At 70.9% G+C, this 21,124-nt stretch carries 20 protein-coding genes; 11 read left to right on the forward strand and 9 right to left on the reverse strand.

Annotated elements, in window-relative coordinates; genetic code table 11:
* The first annotated feature begins 6 nt into the window (after nt 1-6).
* Together GT755_RS20480 and GT755_RS20485 are read left to right on the forward strand one after the other, a co-directional pair.
* Entirely contained in the window at nt 7-966 is a 960-nt protein-coding gene (locus GT755_RS20480) for an ATP-binding cassette domain-containing protein (RefSeq protein ID WP_202610319.1), read from the forward strand.
* Nucleotides 963-1,712, forward strand: coding sequence for an ABC transporter permease (locus GT755_RS20485; protein WP_161481290.1), 750 nt, complete (start codon nt 963-965; stop codon nt 1,710-1,712). The genes GT755_RS20480 and GT755_RS20485 overlap by 4 nt, the downstream gene beginning before the upstream one ends.
* A 5-nt stretch (nt 1,713-1,717) precedes the next feature.
* Here GT755_RS20485 and GT755_RS20490 read toward each other — a convergent pair whose 3' ends face one another.
* The 3 genes from GT755_RS20490 to GT755_RS20500 all read right to left on the reverse strand — a co-directional run bounded on the left by GT755_RS20490 (nt 1,718) and on the right by GT755_RS20500 (nt 6,115).
* Complete coding sequence (locus tag GT755_RS20490; RefSeq protein WP_161481291.1) at nt 1,718-2,530, reverse strand: MurR/RpiR family transcriptional regulator; 813 nt, start codon at nt 2,528-2,530, stop codon at nt 1,718-1,720.
* Between the two features lie 3 nt (nt 2,531-2,533).
* Nucleotides 2,534-4,180 (reverse strand): urocanate hydratase, encoded by a 1,647-nt coding sequence (gene hutU, locus GT755_RS20495; protein WP_161481292.1) that lies wholly within the window; start codon nt 4,178-4,180, stop codon nt 2,534-2,536.
* Nucleotides 4,181-4,396: 216 nt separating this feature from the next.
* On the reverse strand, nt 4,397-6,115 hold the full coding sequence (locus GT755_RS20500) for an ABC transporter ATP-binding protein (RefSeq protein ID WP_328794436.1): 1,719 nt from the start codon (nt 6,113-6,115) through the stop codon (nt 4,397-4,399).
* 221 nt (nt 6,116-6,336) lie between these two features.
* Between GT755_RS20500 and GT755_RS20505 the strand changes: the two genes are divergently transcribed.
* The 4 genes from GT755_RS20505 to GT755_RS20520 all read left to right on the forward strand — a co-directional run bounded on the left by GT755_RS20505 (nt 6,337) and on the right by GT755_RS20520 (nt 12,190).
* Nucleotides 6,337-7,932, forward strand: a complete 1,596-nt coding sequence (locus tag GT755_RS20505; protein ID WP_161481293.1) for a cellulase family glycosylhydrolase — start codon at nt 6,337-6,339, stop codon at nt 7,930-7,932.
* Nucleotides 7,933-8,044: 112 nt separating this feature from the next.
* The gene (locus GT755_RS20510) at nt 8,045-9,436 is read left to right on the forward strand and encodes a DUF4331 domain-containing protein (RefSeq protein ID WP_161481294.1); all 1,392 of its coding nucleotides are present in this window, start codon (nt 8,045-8,047) and stop codon (nt 9,434-9,436) included.
* A gap of 67 nt (nt 9,437-9,503) precedes the next feature.
* A complete protein-coding gene (locus GT755_RS20515; protein ID WP_161481295.1) occupies nt 9,504-10,718 on the forward strand; it encodes a tetratricopeptide repeat protein in 1,215 nt (404 codons plus the stop codon).
* Nucleotides 10,715-12,190, forward strand: coding sequence for a nickel/cobalt transporter (locus tag GT755_RS20520; protein ID WP_161481296.1), 1,476 nt, complete (start codon nt 10,715-10,717; stop codon nt 12,188-12,190). The genes GT755_RS20515 and GT755_RS20520 overlap by 4 nt, the downstream gene beginning before the upstream one ends.
* 41 nt (nt 12,191-12,231) lie before the next feature.
* Here GT755_RS20520 and GT755_RS20525 read toward each other — a convergent pair whose 3' ends face one another.
* Nucleotides 12,232-12,804 (reverse strand): hypothetical protein, encoded by a 573-nt coding sequence (locus GT755_RS20525; protein ID WP_161481297.1) that lies wholly within the window; start codon nt 12,802-12,804, stop codon nt 12,232-12,234.
* A gap of 195 nt (nt 12,805-12,999) precedes the next feature.
* Here GT755_RS20525 and GT755_RS20530 point away from each other — a divergent pair, with 195 nt between their 5' ends.
* A complete protein-coding gene (locus tag GT755_RS20530) occupies nt 13,000-13,308 on the forward strand; it encodes a type II toxin-antitoxin system prevent-host-death family antitoxin (protein WP_161481298.1) in 309 nt (102 codons plus the stop codon).
* A gap of 2 nt (nt 13,309-13,310) precedes the next feature.
* Entirely contained in the window at nt 13,311-13,826 is a 516-nt protein-coding gene (locus GT755_RS20535) for a type II toxin-antitoxin system RelE family toxin (protein ID WP_161481299.1), read from the forward strand.
* A 2-nt stretch (nt 13,827-13,828) separates the two neighbouring features.
* Here GT755_RS20535 and GT755_RS20540 read toward each other — a convergent pair whose 3' ends face one another.
* The 5 genes from GT755_RS20540 to GT755_RS20555 form a co-directional block, all read right to left on the reverse strand.
* Complete coding sequence (locus GT755_RS20540; RefSeq protein WP_161481300.1) at nt 13,829-15,163, reverse strand: FAD-binding oxidoreductase; 1,335 nt, start codon at nt 15,161-15,163, stop codon at nt 13,829-13,831.
* A gap of 95 nt (nt 15,164-15,258) precedes the next feature.
* Nucleotides 15,259-15,891 carry a hypothetical protein gene (locus GT755_RS20545; RefSeq protein WP_161481301.1) on the reverse strand — a complete coding sequence of 211 codons (633 nt, stop codon included), beginning with the start codon at nt 15,889-15,891 and terminating at the stop codon, nt 15,259-15,261.
* Between the two features lie 11 nt (nt 15,892-15,902).
* On the reverse strand, nt 15,903-16,055 hold the full coding sequence (locus GT755_RS38645; protein ID WP_202610320.1) for a CsbD family protein: 153 nt from the start codon (nt 16,053-16,055) through the stop codon (nt 15,903-15,905).
* Between the two features lie 58 nt (nt 16,056-16,113).
* The gene (locus tag GT755_RS20550; RefSeq protein WP_161481302.1) at nt 16,114-16,845 is read right to left on the reverse strand and encodes a hypothetical protein; all 732 of its coding nucleotides are present in this window, start codon (nt 16,843-16,845) and stop codon (nt 16,114-16,116) included.
* A gap of 39 nt (nt 16,846-16,884) precedes the next feature.
* Nucleotides 16,885-17,634 carry a FadR/GntR family transcriptional regulator gene (locus GT755_RS20555; RefSeq protein ID WP_161481303.1) on the reverse strand — a complete coding sequence of 250 codons (750 nt, stop codon included), beginning with the start codon at nt 17,632-17,634 and terminating at the stop codon, nt 16,885-16,887.
* Nucleotides 17,635-17,673: 39 nt separating this feature from the next.
* Here GT755_RS20555 and GT755_RS20560 point away from each other — a divergent pair, with 39 nt between their 5' ends.
* From GT755_RS20560 to GT755_RS20570, 3 genes are read left to right on the forward strand one after another with little or no spacing between them, the layout of a single operon-like run.
* Nucleotides 17,674-19,017, forward strand: a complete 1,344-nt coding sequence (locus GT755_RS20560) for a glutamine synthetase family protein (protein ID WP_202610370.1) — start codon at nt 17,674-17,676, stop codon at nt 19,015-19,017.
* Nucleotides 19,014-20,351 (forward strand): aldehyde dehydrogenase family protein, encoded by a 1,338-nt coding sequence (locus tag GT755_RS20565; RefSeq protein ID WP_161481305.1) that lies wholly within the window; start codon nt 19,014-19,016, stop codon nt 20,349-20,351. Before GT755_RS20560 ends, GT755_RS20565 begins: the two co-directional genes overlap by 4 nt.
* Nucleotides 20,352-20,358: 7 nt before the next feature.
* Nucleotides 20,359-21,123 carry a 3-oxoacyl-ACP reductase gene (locus tag GT755_RS20570; protein ID WP_161481306.1) on the forward strand — a complete coding sequence of 255 codons (765 nt, stop codon included), beginning with the start codon at nt 20,359-20,361 and terminating at the stop codon, nt 21,121-21,123.
* Nucleotide 21,124 lies beyond the last annotated feature (1 nt).

Raw genomic sequence — 21,124 nt, forward strand, 5'->3', positions numbered from 1 at the left:
TTCCGAATGATCATTGAAGCGCACGGGTTGCGCAAGACCTTCCACGCCAAACGTGGCCGAGGCAAGACCGAGGAGGTCGAGGCCGTCCGGGGCATCGACCTGGAGGTCCAGAAGGGCGAGATCTTCGCGGCGCTCGGCCCCAACGGCGCCGGCAAGACCACGACCGTACGCATGCTCGCCACCTTCATCGCCCCCACCGCGGGCACCGCCCGGGTGGCCGGGTTCGACGTGGTGAAGGAGGCCGCCAGGGTCCGCGAGAACATCGGCTACGTCAGCCAGGCCGGCGGCGTCGACGAGAACAACCCGGGCATCGACCAGCTCCTGCTGGCCGGCCGCATCGCCGGGTTGTCGAAGAAGCAGGCCCTGGCCCGCGCCGACGAGCTGCTGGCCGCCTTCAGCCTGACCGAGATCGCGCGCCGCCCGGCCCGCACCCTGTCGGGCGGCCAGAAGCGCCGGTTCTCGATCGCGCTCGGCCTGGTCACCGCTCCCCCACTGGTGTTCCTCGACGAGCCGACGACCGGGCTCGACCCGCAGAACCGGGCCAACCTCTGGGACGAGGTGCGCGCCCTCCGCGACCGGGGCACCAGCGTCCTGCTCACCACCCACTACCTCGACGAGGCCGACGCGCTCTGCGACCGGCTCGTCATCATCGACAACGGGACCGTCGTCGCCGAGGGCACCCCCGCCTCGCTGAAGAAGGAGGTCGCGGGCGACGTCGTCACGCTGAAGCTCAAGGGCGTCGACGACGCGGCCGAGGTGCTGCGCGCGCAGTCCTACGTCAAGGAGGTCCGGACCGAGGAGGGCCTGCTGCGGGCCTACCTCGACGACGGCGAGCACGGGCTGCCCCACCTGCTGCGCGTGCTCGAAGAGCGCGGCCTCACCCTGGAGTCGATCTCGCTCGACCGGGCGACCCTCGACGACGTCTTCCTCCGCCACACGGGCCGATCCCTGAGAGATGCCGCATGATCCGCCAGACCTCCCTCTTCCTGGGCTACGAGCTCCGCTTCCTGCTGCGCAACCCGGTGTGGCCGCTGTTCGGCATCATGCAGCCGGTGCTCTACCTCGTGTTCTTCGCGCCGCTGCTCGGCAGGACCACCTCCAGCGGGTCGATGCCCGAGGTGCTGGCCATGTTCACGCCCGGTTCGATGATGATGATCGCGCTGTTCGGCTCGTTGTTCGCCGGGTTCGGCATGATCAACGAGACCCGGAACGGAGTGCTCGAACGCCTGGCCGTCTCCCCCGCCTGGCCGCCCGCGATCATCCTGGGCCGGGTCGCCAAGGACATGCTGGTGCTGGTCGTCCAGGCCATCCTGGTCATGGGCGTGGCCATCCTGATGGGCCTGCGCATCGGCCTGCCCGAGTTCCTCATCATGCTGCTGCTGATGGCGGTGACCGGCCTGTTCGCGGCCAGCCTCTCCTACGGCCTGGCCCTCGCCATCAAGGACGAGAACGGCGTCTCGCAGCTCGTGCAGTTCTTCGCGATGCCGCTGACCCTGATCGCGGGCCTGTTCCTGCCCGTCTCGCTCGGCCCCGACTGGCTCCAGACCCTCGCCCGGTTCAACCCGCTCTACTACGGCGTGGAGGCCGGCCGGTCGCTGTTCCGCGGCGACCTCGGCGACTCCACCATCCCGATCGCGTTCGCGCTGCTCATCGGCCTCGCCCTGATCACGCTCGTGTGGTCGATGCGGTCGCTGCGCCGCCTGGCCGCCTGATCGGGCTACAGGAAGATCCCGCCCCGCTCGGTCATGCGTTCGTGGTCGTCGAGGCGGGCCCGGGTCCGCAGCGGCGCGGCGTCGGCCATGGCCTCCACCAGGAGCATCGCCAGGGCCAGCGGCGCCACGTGTGAGTCGAACACCAGCCGTTCCCCCACCGGCGCGTCGAGCACGACGTCGGCGGGGAACGGCACCTCCGGCCGGTCGGTGATCACGGCGATCGACAGGCCCAGCTCACGCGCCTCGGTCAGGGCCGCCGCCGCCTCGGCCGGGTAGCGCGGGAGCACCACCGCGAGCAACCAGCCCGCCCCGGCCCGGCGGGCGGCGTGAAGGCCGTCGGCCAGCTCGGACCCGCCGTGGGTGAACAGGCGCACGTCGGGGTGGATGCGCCGGGCGAAGTAGGCGAACGTCGTGGCCAGGCCGCTGGAGACGCGCAGGCCGAGGATCGGCAGCGGTTCGCTCGCGGCCAGGGCCGCGCCGACCTCGCCGACGGTCTGCGTCAGCGGGCCGATGCGGTCGCGCAGGGAGCGCAGGTTGCCGATCTCGGTGTCGAGCGCGTCGGGGCCCGCCTCGACCCTGGGCGGCGGGCCGCCCAGGACGAGCGGGCGCAGCGCGTGGCGCAGCTCCGGATATCCGGCGAAGCCGAGCGCCGCGGCGAAGCGGGTCACCGACGGCTGGCTCACCCCGGCCCGGTCGGCCAGCTCCACGCTCGACAGGAAGATCGCTTCGTGGAGGTGTTCGCCCAGGTAATGGGCGATACGGCGCTGCGCCGGGGAGAGACGGCGACCGTCGAGGAGGCGTTCGAGACCGTCGACCACGCGTCAATTCTCCCGCATCGGCACCCGGACCCCCGTATCGGCCGCCACTTCGGCCGCTTCGGCGTAGCCGGCGTCGACGTGGCGGATGACGCCCATGCCCGGGTCGTTGGTGAGCACCCGGTTCAGCTTCTCGGCGGCCAGCGAGGTGCCGTCGGCGACGGTGACCTGCCCGGCGTGGATGGAGCGGCCGATGCCGACGCCGCCGCCGTGGTGGATCGACACCCACGACGCGCCCGAGGCGACGTTCACCATGGCGTTGAGCAGAGGCCAGTCGGCGATGGCGTCCGAGCCGTCGAGCATGCCCTCGGTCTCGCGGTAGGGAGAGGCGACGCTGCCGCAGTCGAGGTGGTCGCGGCCGATGACGACCGGGGCCTGGAGCACGCCGTCGGCGACCATCTGGTTGAAGCGTTCGCCGGCCTTGTCGCGCTCGCCGTAGCCGAGCCAGCAGATGCGCGCCGGCAGGCCCTGGAAGTGCACCTTCTCCCCGGCCAGCCGGATCCACCGGGCGAGCGGCTCGTTGTCGGGGAACAGGTCGAGGATCGCCTTGTCGGTGGCGGCGATGTCGCGCGGGTCGCCGCTGAGGGCGGCCCACCGGAACGGGCCCTTGCCCTCGCAGAACAGAGGGCGGATGTACGCCGGCACGAAGCCCGGGAAGGCGAACGCGCGCGAGTAGCCCGCCAGCTGTGCCTCGCCGCGGATCGAGTTGCCGTAGTCGAAGACCTCCGCGCCGGCGTCGAGGAAACCGACCATGGCCTCGACGTGGCGGGCCATCGACTCGCGGGCCCTGACGGTGAAGCCCGCCGGGTCCTTCTCGCGTTCGGCGGCCATGTCGGCGAAGGCGACGCCCCTCGGCAGGTACATGAGCGGGTCGTGGGCGGAGGTCTGGTCGGTGACGACGTCGATCTCGGCGCCCATGGCCAGCAGCTCGGGCAGCGCGTCGGCGGCGTTCGCCTCGACCCCGATGCTCAGCGGCCGGCGCTGGTCGCGGGCCTCGTAGGCCAGCCGCAGCGCCTCCGCCAGCGACCCGGCCCGCACGTCGAGGTAGCGGTGTTCGATGCGCCGCTCGATCGACCGGGGGTCGCAGTCGACGCAGATCGCCACGCCGCCGTTCATCGTCACGGCCAGCGGCTGGGCGCCGCCCATGCCGCCGAGCCCGGCGGTGAGGGTGATGGTCCCGGCCAGCGTGCCGCCGAAGCGCTTGGCGGCGACGGCGGCGAAGGTCTCGTAGGTGCCCTGGAGGATGCCCTGGGTGCCGATGTAAATCCACGAACCGGCGGTCATCTGGCCGTACATGGTGAGTCCCGCGGCCTCCAGGCGGCGGAACTCCTCCCAGTTCGCCCAGTCGGGCACCAGGTTGGAGTTGGCGATGAGGACCCGCGGCGCCCACTCGTGGGTGCGCATGACGCCGACCGGGCGGCCCGACTGCACGAGCAGGGTCTCGTCGGCGTCGAGGGTGGTGAGGGTCCGGGTGATCGCCTGGAACGAGGGCCAGTCACGGGCCGCCTTGCCCGAGCCGCCGTAGACGACGAGCTGTTCGGGGTGTTCGGCCACCTCGGGGTCGAGGTTGTTCTGGATCATCCGGAGCGCGGCCTCCTGGGGCCAGCCCTTGGCGGTCAAGGTCGTGCCGCGGGGGCTCCGCACAGTCGGCATGGGGCACTCTCCTGAATGAGACTATTCACGTCGTCTCCCGCAGGATACGGCGGCGAGAGTCGGAGGGGCACCCCGGCGTCCCGGGGCACCCCTCCCGGACGCGACCGCACGTACGCGTTTGACCCGGGTCCGGCTCTGTGGCGAAGGAGAGGCTCCGCTCATTGCGGGGTGCCCCCGATCCGCTCCGGTCATCTCCCCCGCGGGGAAAAGCTCCGGCTAGGAGTTGACCAGGAACTGGGTGGCCGCCAGTTCGCGGTAGAGGTCGTCTTGGGCGATCAGCTCGTCGTGGGTGCCGCTGGCCCTGACGCGACCGGCCTCCATGACGATGATCCGGTCGGCGCCGGTGACCGTCGACAGGCGGTGGGCGATGACCAGGACGGTCGTCTCGCGGGCCACCTCGGCGATGACCTCGCGCAGCCGCAGCTCGTTGACGGCGTCGAGCTGCGAGGTGGCCTCGTCGAGGAGGAGCAGCCTCGGGCGGCGGAGCAGCGCGCGGGCGATGGCGACGCGCTGCCGTTCGCCCCCCGACAACAGGACGCCGCGGTGGCCGACCTGGGTCTCCAGCCCTTCTGGCAGCCGCTCGACCAGGTCGTCGAGCCGCGTGCGGGCCAGCGCGCGCCGGATCTCCTCCTCGGTCACGCCGGGGGCGGCGAAGGTGAGGTTCTCCCGGAGGGTGCCGTCGAGCACCGGGGCGTCCTGCTCGACGTAGCCGACGGCGGCCCGCAGGTCGGGCAGGTGCCAGTCGGCGAGGTCGGTCCCGCCGACGGCGATGCGCCCCGAATCCGGCTCGTAGAACCGCTCGACCAGGCCGAACACGGTCGACTTGCCCGCGCCCGACGGGCCGACCAGGGCCGACAGGCGGCCGGCGGGGGCCTCGAAGCTGACGCCGTGGTGCACGATCGGGCGGTCGTCGCCGTAGCGGAAGACGACGTCCTCGAAGACCACCCCGACCGGCACGCCGGTGGTCTGGCCCTGGGTCGCGGCCGGTTCGACCGGCAGGTCGTCGATCTCCCTGATCCGCGTCAGCGCGGCCAGGCCGTTCTGCAGCTGGGTGGCCGCCTGCACCATCTGGCCGAGCGGCGCCACCAGGAAGAACAGGTAGAGCAGGAACGCGATCAGGGTGGCGATGGTCATCGCGCCGCTCGCCACCCGGGCGCCGCCGACCGCGAGCACCACCAGGAAGGCGAGCTGGACCGACAACCAGGCGGTGGTGCCGGCGATCGACTGGTAGGCCGAGGAGCGCACGCCCCGGTCGCGGGCCTTCCTGGCGGCGGCCTCGATGACGGCGATCTCGCGGGCCTCGGCGCCGGAGGCCTTGACCGTACGGAACGCCTGGAGAGCCCGGTCGAGCGCCGAGCCCATGTCGCCCAGCGCCTCCTGGGCGCGGAGGGAGGCCGCGCGGATGCGCGGGAGCAGCAGCGACCCGAGCCCGCCGACCCCCGCCACCACCCCGAGGGTGACCACCAGCAGCACCCAGTCCATGACACCCATCAGCACGGCCGCCCCGGTGAACAGCACGGCGGAGCCGACCGCGCCGACCAGTCCGTCGGTGGTGACGGTACGCAGCAGCGTCGTGTCGGAGGTGACGCGCGCCAGCAGGTCACCGGGCTTGAGCCGGTCGACCTCGGGCACCCGCAGCCGGAGCACCCGGTCGACGAGCCGCACCCGCGCGGACAACACGATGCCCTCGCCCATCCGCTCCAGCACGAACTGCCCGAGCGCCGAGATCGACGCGCCGAGGAGCACCACGACCGAGAGCAGTAACACAGGCCCGAGCACGCTCTCCCCGGCCCCGAACCGGTCGATCACCGCACGGACGAACAGCGGCATCACCAGTCCCCCGGCCGAACCGGCGAGCGTGAGCAGTCCGGCGAACACGAGCGTGCGCCGGTGTGGTTTGACGAGATCTCCGAGCATCTGCCAGGACGACGTCACGGTTTGCCCCCTTGGGACGTCAATGAAAGTTGACGACGTCAATCTAGGTTGACAGCAAAGAAAGTGTCAACACGCCTTGACGGGAATTGAAGCTTTCATCCCATCCTGTTCGGCCACCTCGGACTTCGGCTCCTCCCGGAGGTGGATTCCTGTACACCGCGCACGCCTCCCCCGACTCTGGGGTGCACGCTCCTTAACCGGTTCATGGAAAGGTCCACGAAATGAGACGACAATGCGCGCTGGCATGCGCGGCCGTCCTCACCCTCATCGCGTCGCTTCTGGTCGCCGCCTCCCCCGCCCAGGCCGCCGTGGGTCTGCGGGTCAGCGGCCGCAACATCGTGGAGGCCAACGGCAGCGTCTTCGTCATCCGGGGCACCAGCCACGCGCACACCTGGTACACGACCCAGACGAGCTCGATCGCCAACATCAAGGCCAAGGGCGCCAACGCGGTCCGCGTTGTGCTCAGCGGCGGGCGCTGGCCCGCCAACGGCCCCTCCGACGTCGCCAACGTCATCTCCCTGTGCAAGGCCAGCAAGCTGATCTGCATCCTGGAGAACCACGACACGACCGGCTTCGGCGAGCAGAGCGGCTCGGTCAGCCTCGACGCGGCGGTCGACTACTGGATCTCCCTCCAGAGCGTGCTGACCGGCGAGGAGAACAACGTCATCATCAACATCGGCAACGAGCCGATCGGCAACAACGCGGTGACGCCGGGCTGGACCCAGGCCACCTCGGCCGCCGTCCAGCGCATGCGCACCGCCGGCTTCCAGCACCTGCTCATGGTGGACGCCCCCAACTGGGGCCAGGACTGGTCGTTCACGATGCGCGACAACGCCGCGACCGTCGCCGCCGCCGACCCCCAGCGCAACACGGTCTTCTCAGTGCACATGTACGGCGTCTTCGACACCGCCGCCGAGATCACCTCCTACCTGAACGCCTTCCAGACCGCCGGATTGCCGCTGGTCATCGGCGAGTTCGGGTTCAACCACTCGGACGGCAACCCCGACGAGGACACGATCATGGCCGAGGCCGAGGCCCGCGGGATCGGCTACCTGGGCTGGTCGTGGTCCGGCAACGGCGGCGGCGTCGAGTACCTCGACCAGGTCACCAACTTCAACCCCAACCAGCTGACCTCGTGGGGCACCCGGCTGTTCAACGGCGCGAACGGCATCGCGTCCACGGCCGAGGAGTGCACGATGTGCGGCGGCGGCACCCCGCCGGTCGACACCACCCCGCCCACCACGCCGGGCACCCCGACGGCGTCGTCGATCACCTCGACCGGCGCCTCGCTCTCGTGGACGGCCTCCACCGACTCGGGCGGCTCGGGCCTGGCCGGGTACAACGTCTACCGCTCCAACGGCACCCAGCTCGGCACCTCCACGACCAACTCGCTGGCCCTGACCGGGCTGACGCCCTCGACCGCTTACACGGTTTATGTCCGGGCCCGCGACGGGGCCGGGAACCTGTCGGCCAACTCGTCGTCGGTCACGTTCACCACCACCGGCGGCACGTCCGGCGGCTGCACCGCGACCGGGACCGTGCAGAGCCAGTGGGGCAACGGCTACGTCGTCCAGCCGGTGACCGTGACCAACGGGACCACGGCGCGGACCTCGTGGACGGTCACCTTCACGCTGCCCGCCGGGCACACCCTGTCGGGCTCGTGGAACGCCAACGTCAGCGTCTCGGGCCAGACGGTCACCGCGACCAGCATGGGCTACAACGGCGCCCTCGGCTCCGGCGCGAGCACGTCGTTCGGGTTCCAGGTGTCGCGGCCCAACGGGAACACCGCGACGGTGACGTCGTACACCTGCGCGTAGGTCTTTTCGAAACCGGCACCAATCCGATCGTGGCGATGGGGCGAATAGGCGGGCGAGGACTCCGGCCGGACCCTCCCGAACCGTCCCATCGTCCCGAGAGGACCTCATCGTCATGGAGCTCCGGATCACCCCGCGATCGCTGGTCGCCGTGGGGGTGGCGGGCGCCCTCGCCGCCGCGTCGTTCGTCATCCTCCGGCCGGAGGCCCCCAGCGCCTCCTCCCACCGCGAGGCCCCGCTGATCGCGGGCGACCCGCGCAACGACAACACCGACGTGTACGCCTTCACCAGCCCCGACAAACAGGACACGGTCACGCTGCTGGCCAACTGGATCCCGTTCGAGGAGCCGAACGGCGGGCCGAACTTCTACTTCTTCGACGTGAACTCGCGCTACAACATCAAGATCGACAACAACGGCGACGCCCGGCCCGACGTCGTCTACCAGTGGACGTTCAAGAACGTCGACAAGCGCGGGAACTCCACGTTCCTCTTCAACAACGGCCCGGTCACGTCGCTGAACGACCCCAACCTGCTGTTCCGGCAGACGTACACGCTCAGGAAGATCACCCACCGCGGGGCGACGGTCATCGGCACCGGGACGGTGGCCCCCAGCAACACGGGCCGCGCCTCGATGCCCGACTACGCCGCGCTCCGGGCCCAGGCCGTCGACCGCGTCAAGGGCGGCGGCAGGCAGTTCGCCGGCCAGTCGGACGAGGCGTTCTTCCTCGACCTGCGCGTCTTCGACCTGCTCTACGGCGGCGACCTGTCGGAGGTCGGCCAGGACACCACCCGCGGCTACAACGTGCACACGCTCGCGCTGCAGGTGCCCAAGAAGGAGATCGCCCTGCGCGGCGACGTGTCGCGCAACCCGGTCGTCGGGATCTGGGCCACCACCGACAAGTGGTCGCCGAAGGGCTACGTGCAGGTGTCGCGCCTCGGCCAGCCGCTGGTCAACGAGGTCGTCGTGCCGGCGGGCCTCAAGGACGCCTTCAACTCGATCAGCCCCGACAAGGACGCCTCGATCCCCGAGGTCGTCAAGCGGGTCACCGACCCCGAGCTGCCGAAACTGCTGGAGGCGATCTACGGCCTGAAGGCGCCCGCGACCCCGCGGAACGACCTGGTCGAGATCTTCCTGACCGGCATCGCCAAGGGCAACGGCCCGATCAAGGCCGACCTCAACTCGCAGACGCTCAACAAGGACGCCGGGAAGCTGCGTCCGGCCGAGATGCTGCGGCTGAACATGGCCGTGCCGGTGACGGCGAACCCGAACCGTCTCGGCGTGCTCGGCGGCGACCTCCAGGGTTTCCCGAACGGTCGGCGGCTCGGCGACGACGTGGTCGACATCGCGCTCCAGGCCATGGCCGGCGCGGCACAGACCGGCAGGCTGGTGCCCGCGCTGGCGGCCGGCGACAAGGTCGACGCCAACGACCAGCCCGCGCTGTCGACGTTCCCGTACATCCCCGGCCCGAGCAACGTGGCCGTGAACCGGGCCTTCTCCGGCTCCTGATCCCGCCCGGCCGCCGCCGCGCCCTCTCCGCGGCGGCGCCCCTTCCTCTTCCTCTGGAGTCCTCGCCATGCGTTTCCTCAAGCGCGGCGGCGTGGCGCTGGCCGGGATCGTCGCCATCACGGCCGCCGCCATGCTCCTCCCGCGTCCCTCCGCCGACGTGACCGGGGTCGCGTCGGACCCGTTGCAGGAACGGCTGCGCCGGCTGCCCGGCGACTACGTCGGCTGGGCCACGCTGGGCTCGGTCTACGTCGACAGGGCCCGGCTGACCGGCGACCCGAGCTGGTACGGCAAGGCCGAACAGGCCGTGGCCAGGTCGTTGCGGGTCCGTCCGGGCAACCCGGCGGGCCTGACCGGCCGGGCCGCCCTGGAAGCCGGCCGCCACGAGTTCACCCAGGCCGCCGCGACCGCGAAGCAGGCCATCGCGGCCAACCCCTACGGCGCTCCGGCCTACGGGGTGCTGGCCGACTCCTACCACCAACTCGGCCGCTACGCCGAGGCCACCGAGGCGATCGACGACATGATGGGCCTGGCGCCCGGGGTGTCGTCGTTCACCCGCGCCTCCTACGACGCCGAACTGCGCGGCGACACGACGACCGCGCGCAAGATGCTCGAACACGCCCGGCGCGACGCCTACCAGCCCGCCGACGTCGCCTTCTGCGAGCACTACCTGGGCGAACTCGCGCTCCGCCAGGGCCGCTACGCCGAGGCCCGCACGCACTACGCGAAGGCGCTGACCGCCGACCCGTCGTTCGACCCCGCCCACGCGGGCCTGGCCCGGGTCACCGCCCTGTCGGGCGACCTGGAGCAGGCCGCCTCCCTGTACGCCGCCGTCACCGCCCGCCTGCCCCTCACCCAGACGTTGGTCGAGCAGGGCGAGGTGCTGAAGGCGCTCGGCCGCGCCCCGGGTTGGACGACGCTGACCGCCCAGCGCGAACTGATGCGCCTCAACGGGGTGCGCGACGACCTCACCTGGGCGGAGTTCGAAGCCGACCACGGCTCCCCGGCCGCCGCCGTGACGTACGCGAAGGCCGAATACGCCCGTAACCCGAACGTCGTCGCCGCCGACGCCCTGGCCTGGGCCCTGCACCGCGCGGGCCGCTCCGCCGAGGCGCTCCCCCACGCCAAGGAGGCCACGGCGACCGGCTGGCGCAACGCCCTGGTCATGCACCACCGCGCCGAGATCGAGAAGGCACTGGGCCTGAAGACCCGCTCGGCGTCGCTGGTCCGCGACTACAACCCGCGGTTCACCCCCGCGCTCCCCGCCCTCCAGAGGTCATCATGAAGATCGTGCCCGCCGTCCTCGCCGGCCTGGCGGCCTTCGTGGCCCTGGCCCCGGCGGCCCTGGCCCACCCGCTGGGCAACTTCACCGTGAACCACTACAACGGCCTGCGCCTGTACGCCTCCCACGTGGAGAACACCGCCGTCGTCGACGTGGCCGAACTCCCGACCCTGCAAGGAGACCGCCCGACCTGCGAGGGGGTCGCCGCCGCCCAGACCCTGGAGGTGGACGGCCGCCGGGCGGCGTGGCGCGTGGTGGAGAGCGACCTGACCCACCCCGACGGCCAGGGCGGCCTGAAGACCACCCGCCTCGTGTGCGAACTGCGCGCCGATGCGCCCCCGGCCGGGACCATCACCTTCACCGACGCCCACGACGCCGACCGGATCGGCTGGCGCGAGATCACCGTCTCCTCCCGGGAGGTGCGGGTCACGCCGCCCGAGGTCCCCGCCACGAGCGTCAGCGACGAACTCCGCACCTACCCCGACGACCTGCTGTCCTCCCCCCTCGACCAGCGGACGGTGAGCGTGACGGTGAACCCGTCCGGCGTCCTCCCCGTCCCGGCGGGCGTCACCGCCCCCGGCCCGATCGGCGACTGGCTCGACACCCTGGACCGGACCTTCACCGACCTGGTCGGGACCGACGACCTGACCGTGGGGGTCGGCCTGCTGGGCGTGGCGCTGGCCCTGATCCTGGGGGCGGGGCACGCGCTGATCCCCGGCCACGGGAAGACCATCATGGCCGCCTACCTGGCCGGCCGCCGGGGACGGCCCCGGGACGCGCTGGCGGTGGGCTTCACGGTGACGGCCACCCACACGGCGGGTGTGCTGGTCGTGGGGCTGACGTTGACGGCGGTGTCGTCGTTGTCGGGGGACCGGCTGCTGACGTGGCTGGGCGTGGCCAGCGGAGCCCTGGTCACGGCGATCGGCCTCCGCCTTCTCCAGACCGCCATAAGAGGCGACTCCCCAAATCACGGACACGGCCATGGGCACGGCCACGGGCATGGGCATGGGCACGCCCATGAGGACGGGCATCACCACCTTCACGACCAGGAAGTCCGCAGGCTCTCCGGCCATGCCCACATCGATGCCACCACACCGAATAACGAAATTTCGGGACATGCGGTCGCGGTCTTCGACCAGGTGGAAACCTCATCCGCCAAGCCCTCCCGAGCGGGCCTGATCGGCATGGGCATCGCCGGCGGCCTGGTCCCCAGCCCGTCGGCGCTGGTCGTCCTCCTGGGCGCGGTCGCCCTTGGCCGGACCTGGTTCGGCGTGGCGCTGGTCCTCGCCTACGGCGCCGGCATGGCCGCCACGCTCACGGCCACCGGCCTCCTCCTGGTCAGGCTCGCCGACCGCGCGGAAGCCCTGCTCAACCTCGGCCGCCTCGCCACGACGGCCACCCGGCTGGCGCCGATCGCCACCGCCCTGATCGTCGTCGTCCTGGGCCTGGGCCTGGCTCTCCGTTCACTGAACTGAGCAGTGACAGCAACGTTTCGGCGACCAGCCGATATCACGGCCTACGTACAAGGTTCGACTTTGGAGACTGCGCGGTTCGGCACTGGATCATATTTCACAACGACCGCACCCGATTCGTTCCGCTCTCCGAATCGCGCGAATATCTCATCGTACGAGACCACCCGAGAATCCGCCCCCGCACTCAGATATTGTCCATTGCGACCGACGATGACCAGGTATTCTCCGATCCCCTCTGGAGAGTCGAAAGAGGTCTCCTCACAAGAGGCGATGTCAAACCTCCAGTTTTTCACCGCCTTCGCTCCCACCTTCATTAGCGTGTACACCCGCACCGGCGAAGTGTTCTCATTCTTCACCTTCAGCCGGATGACACCGTCCTCCGCGAAGAGGCCGTAGCTGACGCGGCCGGCGAAGGCCAACAGATTTCGGGATTCCTCACCCCACCACTGCCGCTGTTGGAGATGATCTGTCTGCTCCAACTGCTTCCTGGTCAACTCCAGCTGCCGTTCGCCCAACTCGTGGCTCATGACAGAGAAATACGCCTGAACGAAGACGGCCACCACGGCGCTCAGCCCGGCGGCAGCCGTGCCGATATTGGCGAGGCCGACTTTGTCCACTCGCGCGCACCTCGCCCGCAAGCGGCCCCAAAGGCCAAACCGAGGACGCTCGTCGATCGATTCAGTCACGCAGAAGCTCCGTGATCAGCGGGGACGACGCCCCCTGCAGGCTCTTTTCGCCGACATGATCTCCAACTATTACAAAATCGGCAAAACGACCTCAGAAATCTGCACAGGTTTCTGTATAGTTTTCGTATGACCATCCTGCATGACCCAACGGAGCTGACCGTCACCGAGGCCGCGCAGCGCGGAGTGGCCCGGCTCGTCGCCGATGCCGAGCAGGGCACCGATCTCGTGGTGACACGCCGCCATGAGCCGGTGGCCGTCGTCGTCGGGGTGCGGCGGCTGGCCGAACTGGAGGCCGCCGCCGCGGATCTCCACGATCTCGCGCTGGTGCTGGCCCGCCACGTCACCGACGGCGGGAACCGGACCCCGCTCGACGAGGTGATCGCCGCCTTCGGTCACACGCGCGAGTCGCTGGCCGCCCTGCCGGAGGAAGACTAGGCGTGGCCGAGGTCGTCTTCATCGACGCCGCGATCGACGACCTGCGGCGCATCGGCCCCGACGTGGCGCCGAAGATCCTCAAGAAGATCCTTCTGCTCGCCGAGAACCCCGAGGCCGGATATCCGCCAGGTGGGGAACTGACCGGCTACCGCAAGCTGGTGGCCGGCCGGAACACCTGGCGCATCGTCTATCGCGTCACCGACGACAAGACCGTCGAGATCTGCGAGATCTGGGCCGTGGGCGAACGTGCCAACGGTGAGATCTACGCCGAAGCGGTCGCGCGGGTCCGGGACGCCGGTGACGAACGTCCCGAGGTGACGCGGCTGCGCGGGGTCATCGAGCAACTGGGTGCGCTGGCCGACTTCGTGGTGACCCCGGAACCGCCCCGCGAGCCGGTGCCCCGGTGGCTGGCCGACCGGCTGATCCACACCGTCGGGATGTCCCGCGAGGCGGTCGCGGCCCTCGACCTCGAAGAGGCCGTCGACGCCTGGGCCGATTTCCGGTCCCGCCCGAGCTGAACCTAGGAGATGGGGTGGTTGGCGTGGATCAGGTCGTCGGAATCGTAGGCGGTCTTGACCGCTCGCAGCCGTGCCGCCACCTCCGGCGCGTCGAACCGTCCCCGTGACCGTTCCGCGAAGTTGCGGTACCCCGTCGCCGCCTCCCAAGGCGACATCGCTGTCCGGAGTTCGTCCAGAACCGCATGTACAGCCACCACGCTCGCCGCGTCGGGCGTGATCCCCGCCGCGAACAGCGCGAACTCGGCGTCGAGGCCGTCGACGGCGCCGCCTCGGACGATGCCCGGTCGCAGCGCTCCCCCGAGGTGGCGCAGTTCGACCGACAGCAGGGGCAGGTCGCGGCCGGCGCCGGTCATGCCGAGGAACGCGGCCAGGGCCCCGGACGGCAGGCCCGACAACAACATCCCGTCGCCGGCGGCGGGCACCGGGTAGGGCGGGTCCATGTGCAGGAGGTGCAGGTCGGCGACGGCGGTCGTGCCGCAGGTGTCGAGTTCGGGGGCGAGGGCCCGCAGCGGGGCGAGCAGGGCGTCGGCCTGCGGCGCGGGCAGGTCGCAGACCGCCTCGATCGCCACCAGGGAGCGGCCCCGCAGCGGTTCGGGCAGGTCGGGGAGGGGTGGGAGGCGGAGCATGCGGCCGAGCGAGGTGACCTGGTCGGGCACGTCGTCGACCCAGCGGCGCCAGGCCGAGAGGACCGTCGGGGCCTGCTCGATCGGCCAGGCGAGCAGGCCCGCCTGGGTCTCGGTCATCGGGAAGAGGCGGAACTCCAGGGCCGTCACGACACCGGCGACGCCGCCGCCGCGCAGGGCCCAGAACAGGTCGGGGTGGGTGTCGGCGTCGGCCCTGACGAGGGTGCCGTCGGCCAGGACCACGTCGGCGGCCACCACCTGGTTGGACGCCAGGCCGTGGGAGCGGGCGAACCACGACACCCCGCCGCCGAGGGTGTAGCCGACGACGCCGACGTCCGCGGCGCTTCCGGCCAGGGCCATCAGGCCGTATTTGGCGGCGGCGTCGGTGAGCTGGAGCCAGCGCACCCCGGCTCCGACGCGGGCGATCCTGGTCAGCGGGTCGATGGCGATCTCGCCGAGGAGGTCGGTGCGCAGCAGGATGGTGCGGTTCAGCTCGCCCAGCGGGGCCGCGTTGTGGCCGGTGCCCTGGGGGGCCACGCGCAGGCCCGCCCGGCGGGCGGCCAGGACGGTCGCGGAGACGTCCTGGGCCGAGGCGGCGAAGACGACGGCCGCGGGCTGCTGGTCGACGGCGAGTTGCCAGGCCATCCGGGCGGTGTGCCAGTCGGGGTCGTGCGGGAGCACCAGGCGTCCGTGCAGTTCGCCGGGGAAGTCCATGAAGAGCCAACTCCTTGGGAAGGTGATCGGCTCCGACCATAGAAATCCGGCTATGTCCCTATCTGCGGCTAATTACGGACAGTGCACCTTGCCACTCACCAGTCGGTGTCGCCCTCCTCGGGGCGGCGCAGGCGGATGTCCTCGGCCCAGGCCAGCGCCCAGGCGCGGATCTCGCGGGGCAGCGGCATCATCTCGGCCGCGTCGAGGCGGTCGGCGAGTTCCTCGGCCGCGAAGTCGTCGAGGTGGGCGCGGCCCATCGTCTCGAGTTCCCGGTACGAGTAGAGCGCCCGCACCGAGGCCACGTTCACCACGTCTTCGGCGGTGCCTCGTTCGTGCAGGTCGCGCATGGCCAGCCCGGTGGCGTCGAGCAGCGAGACCACCGGGGTGCCGTCGATCTCCTCGACGGGCTCGGCCAGGTCCTCGCGGAGCAGGTCGACCGCGCAGGTCTGCTCGGTCACGGGGTCGTGCGCGGTCAGCCGGGTCGCGCGCGCCGAGATCTCCTCGACCGCGACGTCGAAACCGGCCCGGTGCAGCGACTCGGTCGCGTGCCAGGCCGGTTCGACGAGCTTGACGGTGGTGGCCAGCCGCAGTTCGCCCGTGCCGGCGTCGGGGTGCGCCGCGCGCATGCCGTGCAGGCGGAGCGCCGGCCCTCCGATGAGGGCCAGGTCGAGGCGCGCGGGGCGGATGGCGGCCAGGATGCGGTCGGGAAAGACGCCCAGGAAGGTCACCCGCCCAAGTATCACCGGTACCTGCGGCGGATCTCGTTGGCGACGGCCCGGATGCGGTCCTGGGTGCGGAGCAGTTTCGCCTCGGCCTGCTCGGTGCGGCCCGCGGCCACCATCCGGCGGTCGCCGGTGCGCCGCCCGATCTCCTGCTTGGCTCTGGCCTTCATCTCACGGAGTTTCGCGTAGAGTCCCATGGTGTTGCGGACTGCCCGGTCAAGGGCCCGGCTAACCCATGTGCCGCCCCGACACGAACTCCTGCACGGCGATCTTCGCCTTGATGACCGGACGCCGCCAGCGCTCCTCCCGGTGCAGCGCCTTGGCGAGTTTGCCCGGCCGGCCCCCGTAGAACCAGCGGGCCCACGGCGATCCGGGACGGGCGAGGCGAACCGCGCCGACGTACCCGAAGACCGGCACGAACACCCCGAGCAGGCCCGACCAGATCTTCCCCTTGAGCAGGGTGACGACGGCGAACACGAGGTTGACGACCAGGACCAGGACGGCGAGCCAGAAGTCGCCGGTGACGTCGTCCCACCCCAGCGGCCGGGCCCCCAGGAGCAGCAGGCCCGTCACGGCGATGGCGACGAAGACGGCGTCGACCGAGGTGCGGCCCGCCTCGGCCCAGTAGACGTCGCGCAGGTGCAGGAGCAGCGCGAACTCGTCGAGGACGAGCCCCGACCCGATCCCGAACAGCGCCGCCGTGACGGCGATCCAGCCCTCGGCGGCCGGGCCGAGCAGCAGCGCGGTCACGCCGCTGGCCATCATCAGGATCACGCCGAACACGACGTGGTGGACGTGCGTCTCGCCCACGCTGACGTTCTTGAACCACCACCGGGCCTGGGCCCGGATCAGCCGCACGTTGATGCGCGTGAAGACGAACGTCACGATCAACGCCACGAAGAAGCAGAACAGCGGCAGCCGGTGGGTGTCGACCACGGCCCGCTGGAAAACCTCACCCATCGGCACGCCCCCCGGGCCGACTCTACCCAGGTGATCTCCTCAGGCCAGGAACCCGCGCAGCAGCGCGGCCGTCCCTTCGAGGTGCTCGGCCACCGCCCGCGAGGCGCCGTCGGGGTCGCCCGCCAGGATCGCCGACACGATCGCCTGGTGCTGCACGGCCGCGTGGGCGATGTTCGGCCCGAGCACCGGAATGGCGTTGAGCAGGTCGGTGACCCGCAGCCGCGCGTCGGCGCACGCCGCGGCGAGCAGCGGCGAGCCGGTCAGCTCGGCGATCGACAGGTGGAAGGCGGTGTCGAGCCGGCGGTAGTCGGCGGGGGCGGCGTCGTTCACCTCCGACAGGCGGCGCAGCAGCACGGCCCGCTGGGACGGGTCGAGGCTCGTGGTGGCCAGGATCTGCGCGGCGCCGCACTCGACGGCCATCCGGAAGGTCAGCGCGTCGGCCAGGTCGCCCGCGCCCATCTGGTTGACCGCCTCGGCGAGGTCGCCGTCCGACGGGTCGGGCGGCAGGTAGAGGACGAACGCGCCGCCGTAGCGTCCGCGCCGCACGTCGAGGTAGCCGGCCTCCTGCAGCGACCGGATGGCCTCGCGCAGGGTGACGCGGCTGATGCCCAGGTGGACGGCGAGATCACGCTCCGACGGCAGCCGCTCCCCATGGGGGACGACCCCCAGCTTGATGGCCTGGAGCAGGCGTTCGACGGTCTCCTCGAACGCGTTCCCGGCCCGGACCGGACGCAACAGAGATCCGAGTTGTGTTTCTTTCACCCCACCCTCCCCAGTTGGGCTTCCCATTGGTATTTTTTCATACCGTAGAAGGTGAGGCGCGGTGTGCTGACGGTCGACGAACTACGGGCAGAGGTGCAGGCGGGCCGGATCGACACCGTCCTGCTCGCCGTGACGGACATGCAGGGCCGGCTCCAGGGCAAACGCCTGTCGGCGCGGCACTTCCTCGACGAGGTCCTCCACCACGCCGCCGAGGGCTGCAACTACCTGCTGGCCGTCGACGTGGAGATGAACACGGTCGGCGGATACGCGATGTCGTCGTGGGAGCACGGCTACGGCGACTTCGTCATGAAGCCCGACCTGGCCACGCTGAGACGGGTCCCGTGGCAGGAGGGCACCGCCCTGCTGCTGGCCGACCTGGTCTGGGAGGACGGCTCCGACGTCGTCCCGAGCCCGCGGCAGATCCTGAAGCGGCAGACCGCCCGGCTGGCCGAACGCGGCTGGACCGCCTTCGTCGGCACCGAACTGGAGTTCTGCGTCTACCGCACCAGCTATGAGGACGCCTGGCGGTCCGGCTACCGCGACCTCGTCCCCGGCAACCTCTACAACGTCGACTACTCCCTGCTCGGCACGGCCCGGGTGGAACCGCTGCTGCGCCGCATCCGTCTCAGCATGGAGGGCGCCGGCCTGTACGTGGAGTCGGCCAAGGGCGAATGCAACCTTGGTCAACATGAGATCGCTTTCAAGTACGCCGACGCCCTCACCACCTGCGACAACCACTCCGTCTACAAGAACGGGGCCAAGGAGATCGCGGCCGAGGAGGGCATGTCCCTCACGTTCATGGCCAAGCCGAACCAGCGCGAGGGCAACTCCTGCCACGTCCACATCTCGCTGAGAGACGCCGACGGCACGCCGGTGATGGCCGGCGACGGCCCCCACGGCCTGTCGAAGACCGGCGAGCACTTCATCGCCGGCCAGCTCAGGGCGATGCGCGAGTTCACCCTCCTGTACGCCCCCAACATCAACTCCTACAAGCGCTTCGTGGCCGGCTCCTTCGCCCCCACGGCCGTCAAGTGGGGCGTGGACAACCGGACCTGCTCGCTGCGCCTGGTCGGCCACGGCGGCTCGCTCCGCATCGAGAACCGGGTGCCCGGCGGCGACGTCAACCCCTACCTGGCCGTCTCGGCCCTCATCGCGGCGGGCCTGGCGGGCATCGACGACGAACTCCCGCTGGAGGAGGCCTTCACCGGCAACGCGTACGCCTCGGGCGCCGACACGGTCCCCTCGACGCTGCGTGACGCGTTGGCGGTGTTCGAGGGCTCTACGCTCGCCAGGGACGCCTTCGGCGACGAGGTCGTCGACCACTACGCGAACAACGCCCGGGTCGAGCTGGCCGCCTTCGACGCGGCGGTCACCGACTGGGAGCTCTATCGGGGGTTCGAACGGCTGTGAAGATCATCAATCCGGCCACGGAGCAGGTCCTGGCCGACGTGGAGCTGGCCGACCCCGCCGAAGTAGACCGAGTGGTCGAGCGGGCGCGAAGGGCGTACCGGACCTGGAAAGAGGTCGCGCCCGGCGAGCGGGCCCGCCTGCTGCGCGCCTTCGCCACGCTGGTCGAGGAGCACGCCGAGGAGCTCGCGCGGCTGGAGATCGCCAACGCCGGGCACACCGTGGGCAACGCCCGCTGGGAGGCCGGCAACGTCCGTGACGTGCTGAACTTCTACGCCGGGGCGCCCGAGCGCAACCACGGCAAGCAGATCCCGGTGCCGGGCGGCGTCGACCTCACCTTCCAGGAGCCGCTGGGCGTGGTCGGGGTCATCGTGCCGTGGAACTTCCCCATGGTGATCATGATGTGGGGCGCCGCCCCGGCGCTCGCGGCGGGCAACACCGTCGTCGTGAAGCCCGCCGAGTGGACCCCGCTGACCGCGTCGCGGCTGGCCGAGCTGGCTCTCGCGGCCGGTCTCCCCGAGGGGGTGCTCCAGGTCGTGCCCGGGGCGGGAGAGGTCGCGGGCGCCCGCCTGGTCGAGCACCCCGACGTCGCCAAGATCGTGTTCACCGGCTCGACCGAGGTCGGCAAGCTGATCGCCGAGCGGGCGGCGCGGCAGGTCAAACGGGTGACGCTGGAGCTGGGCGGCAAGTCCGCCAACATCGTGTTCGCCGATTCCGACCTGGAGAAGGCCGCCGCGTCGGCCCCGATGGCCGTCTTCGACAACAGCGGCCAGGACTGCTGCGCCCGATCGCGCATCCTGGTGGAGCGTTCCGTCCACGACGAGTTCCTCGCCCGGCTCACCGAGGCCGTGAAGGCGATCAGGACGGGCGACCCCACGGCTGAGGACACCCAGATGGGCCCGCTGGTCAGCGCCGAACACCTCGCCCGGGTGCGCTCCTACGTGTCGGACCCCTACTTCCAGGGCAGTTGCCCCGAAGGCCCCGGCTACTGGTTCCCGCCGACGATCCTCACCGGCGACGACGACCCGGCCTACCGCGACGAGGTCTTCGGCCCGGTCGTGTCGGTGGTCCCGTTCGACGACGAGCACGACGCCGTCGCCAGGGCCAACGACACGCCCTACGGCCTGTCGGGCTCCATCTGGACCCGCGACGTCGGCCGGGCGTTCCGGGTCGCGCGCGCCGTCGAGGCGGGGAACCTCAGCGTCAACTCCCACTCGTCGGTGCGCTACTGGACGCCCTTCGGCGGCTTCAAGCAGTCGGGCCTGGGCCGTGAACTCGGCCCCGACGCGCTGGCCGCCTTCACCGAGACCAAGAACGTCTTCATCGCAACGGATTAGGAACCACATGCAACGCTTGCAGGACCGGGTCGCCGTCATCACCGGCGCCGCCGGGGGAATCGGGCTGGCGACCGCGCGCCGGTTCGCCGAAGAGGGCGCCAAACTCGTCCTCGCCGACCTCGACGAGGAGGCGGGCCGCAGCGCCGCCGAGGAGGTCGGCGGCCTGTTCGTCAGGGCCGACGTGTCGCAGGAAGACGACGTGGTCCGGATGTTCGCCACGGCGTTCGACGAGTTCGGCAGCGTCGACATCGCGTTCAACAACGCCGGGATCTCCCCCGCCGACGACGACTCGATCCTGACCACCGGCATGGACGCCTGGCGGCGCGTGCAGGAGGTCAACCTGACCAGCGTCTACCTGTGCTGCAAGCACGCGATCCCCTACATGCAGAGGCAGGGCAAGGGGTCGATCATCAACACCGCCTCGTTCGTGGCGGTCATGGGGTCGGCGACCTCGCAGATCTCCTACACCGCGTCCAAGGGCGGGGTGCTGGCGATGACCCGGGAGCTGGGTGTGCAGTTCGCGCGCGAGGGCATCCGGGTCAACGCGTTGTGCCCCGGCCCGGTCGACACGCCGCTGCTGCGCGAGTTGTTCGCCAAGGACCCCGAGCGGGCGCAGCGCCGCCTGGTGCACGTGCCGCTCGGCCGGTTCGCGCGGGCCGAGGAGATCGCCGCCGCCGTGGCGTTCCTGGCCTCCGACGACGCGTCGTTCGTCACCGCCGCCGAGTTCCTCGTCGACGGCGGCATCTCCGGGGCGTACGTGACGCCCCTGTGAG

The sequence above is a fragment of the Herbidospora solisilvae genome, assembly GCF_009901565.1.
Lineage (GTDB): Bacteria > Actinomycetota > Actinomycetes > Streptosporangiales > Streptosporangiaceae > Herbidospora > Herbidospora solisilvae.

Bases quoted from the DNA above. Each gene is read 5' to 3' on its own strand.
- GT755_RS20480 (WP_202610319.1), top strand. From the start codon at position 7: ATGATCATTGAAGCGCACGGGTTGCGCAAGACCTTCCACGCCAAACGT.
- GT755_RS20485 (WP_161481290.1), top strand. From the start codon at position 963: ATGATCCGCCAGACCTCCCTCTTCCTGGGCTACGAGCTCCGCTTCCTG.
- hutU (WP_161481292.1), bottom strand. From the start codon at position 4,180: ATGCCGACTGTGCGGAGCCCCCGCGGCACGACCTTGACCGCCAAGGGC.
- GT755_RS20505 (WP_161481293.1), top strand. From the start codon at position 6,337: ATGAGACGACAATGCGCGCTGGCATGCGCGGCCGTCCTCACCCTCATC.
- GT755_RS20510 (WP_161481294.1), top strand. From the start codon at position 8,045: ATGGAGCTCCGGATCACCCCGCGATCGCTGGTCGCCGTGGGGGTGGCG.
- GT755_RS20515 (WP_161481295.1), top strand. From the start codon at position 9,504: ATGCGTTTCCTCAAGCGCGGCGGCGTGGCGCTGGCCGGGATCGTCGCC.
- GT755_RS20520 (WP_161481296.1), top strand. From the start codon at position 10,715: ATGAAGATCGTGCCCGCCGTCCTCGCCGGCCTGGCGGCCTTCGTGGCC.
- GT755_RS20530 (WP_161481298.1), top strand. From the start codon at position 13,000: ATGACCATCCTGCATGACCCAACGGAGCTGACCGTCACCGAGGCCGCG.
- GT755_RS20540 (WP_161481300.1), bottom strand. From the start codon at position 15,163: ATGGACTTCCCCGGCGAACTGCACGGACGCCTGGTGCTCCCGCACGAC.
- GT755_RS38645 (WP_202610320.1), bottom strand. From the start codon at position 16,055: ATGAAGGCCAGAGCCAAGCAGGAGATCGGGCGGCGCACCGGCGACCGC.
- GT755_RS20550 (WP_161481302.1), bottom strand. From the start codon at position 16,845: ATGGGTGAGGTTTTCCAGCGGGCCGTGGTCGACACCCACCGGCTGCCG.
- GT755_RS20555 (WP_161481303.1), bottom strand. From the start codon at position 17,634: ATGGGAAGCCCAACTGGGGAGGGTGGGGTGAAAGAAACACAACTCGGA.
- GT755_RS20570 (WP_161481306.1), top strand. From the start codon at position 20,359: ATGCAACGCTTGCAGGACCGGGTCGCCGTCATCACCGGCGCCGCCGGG.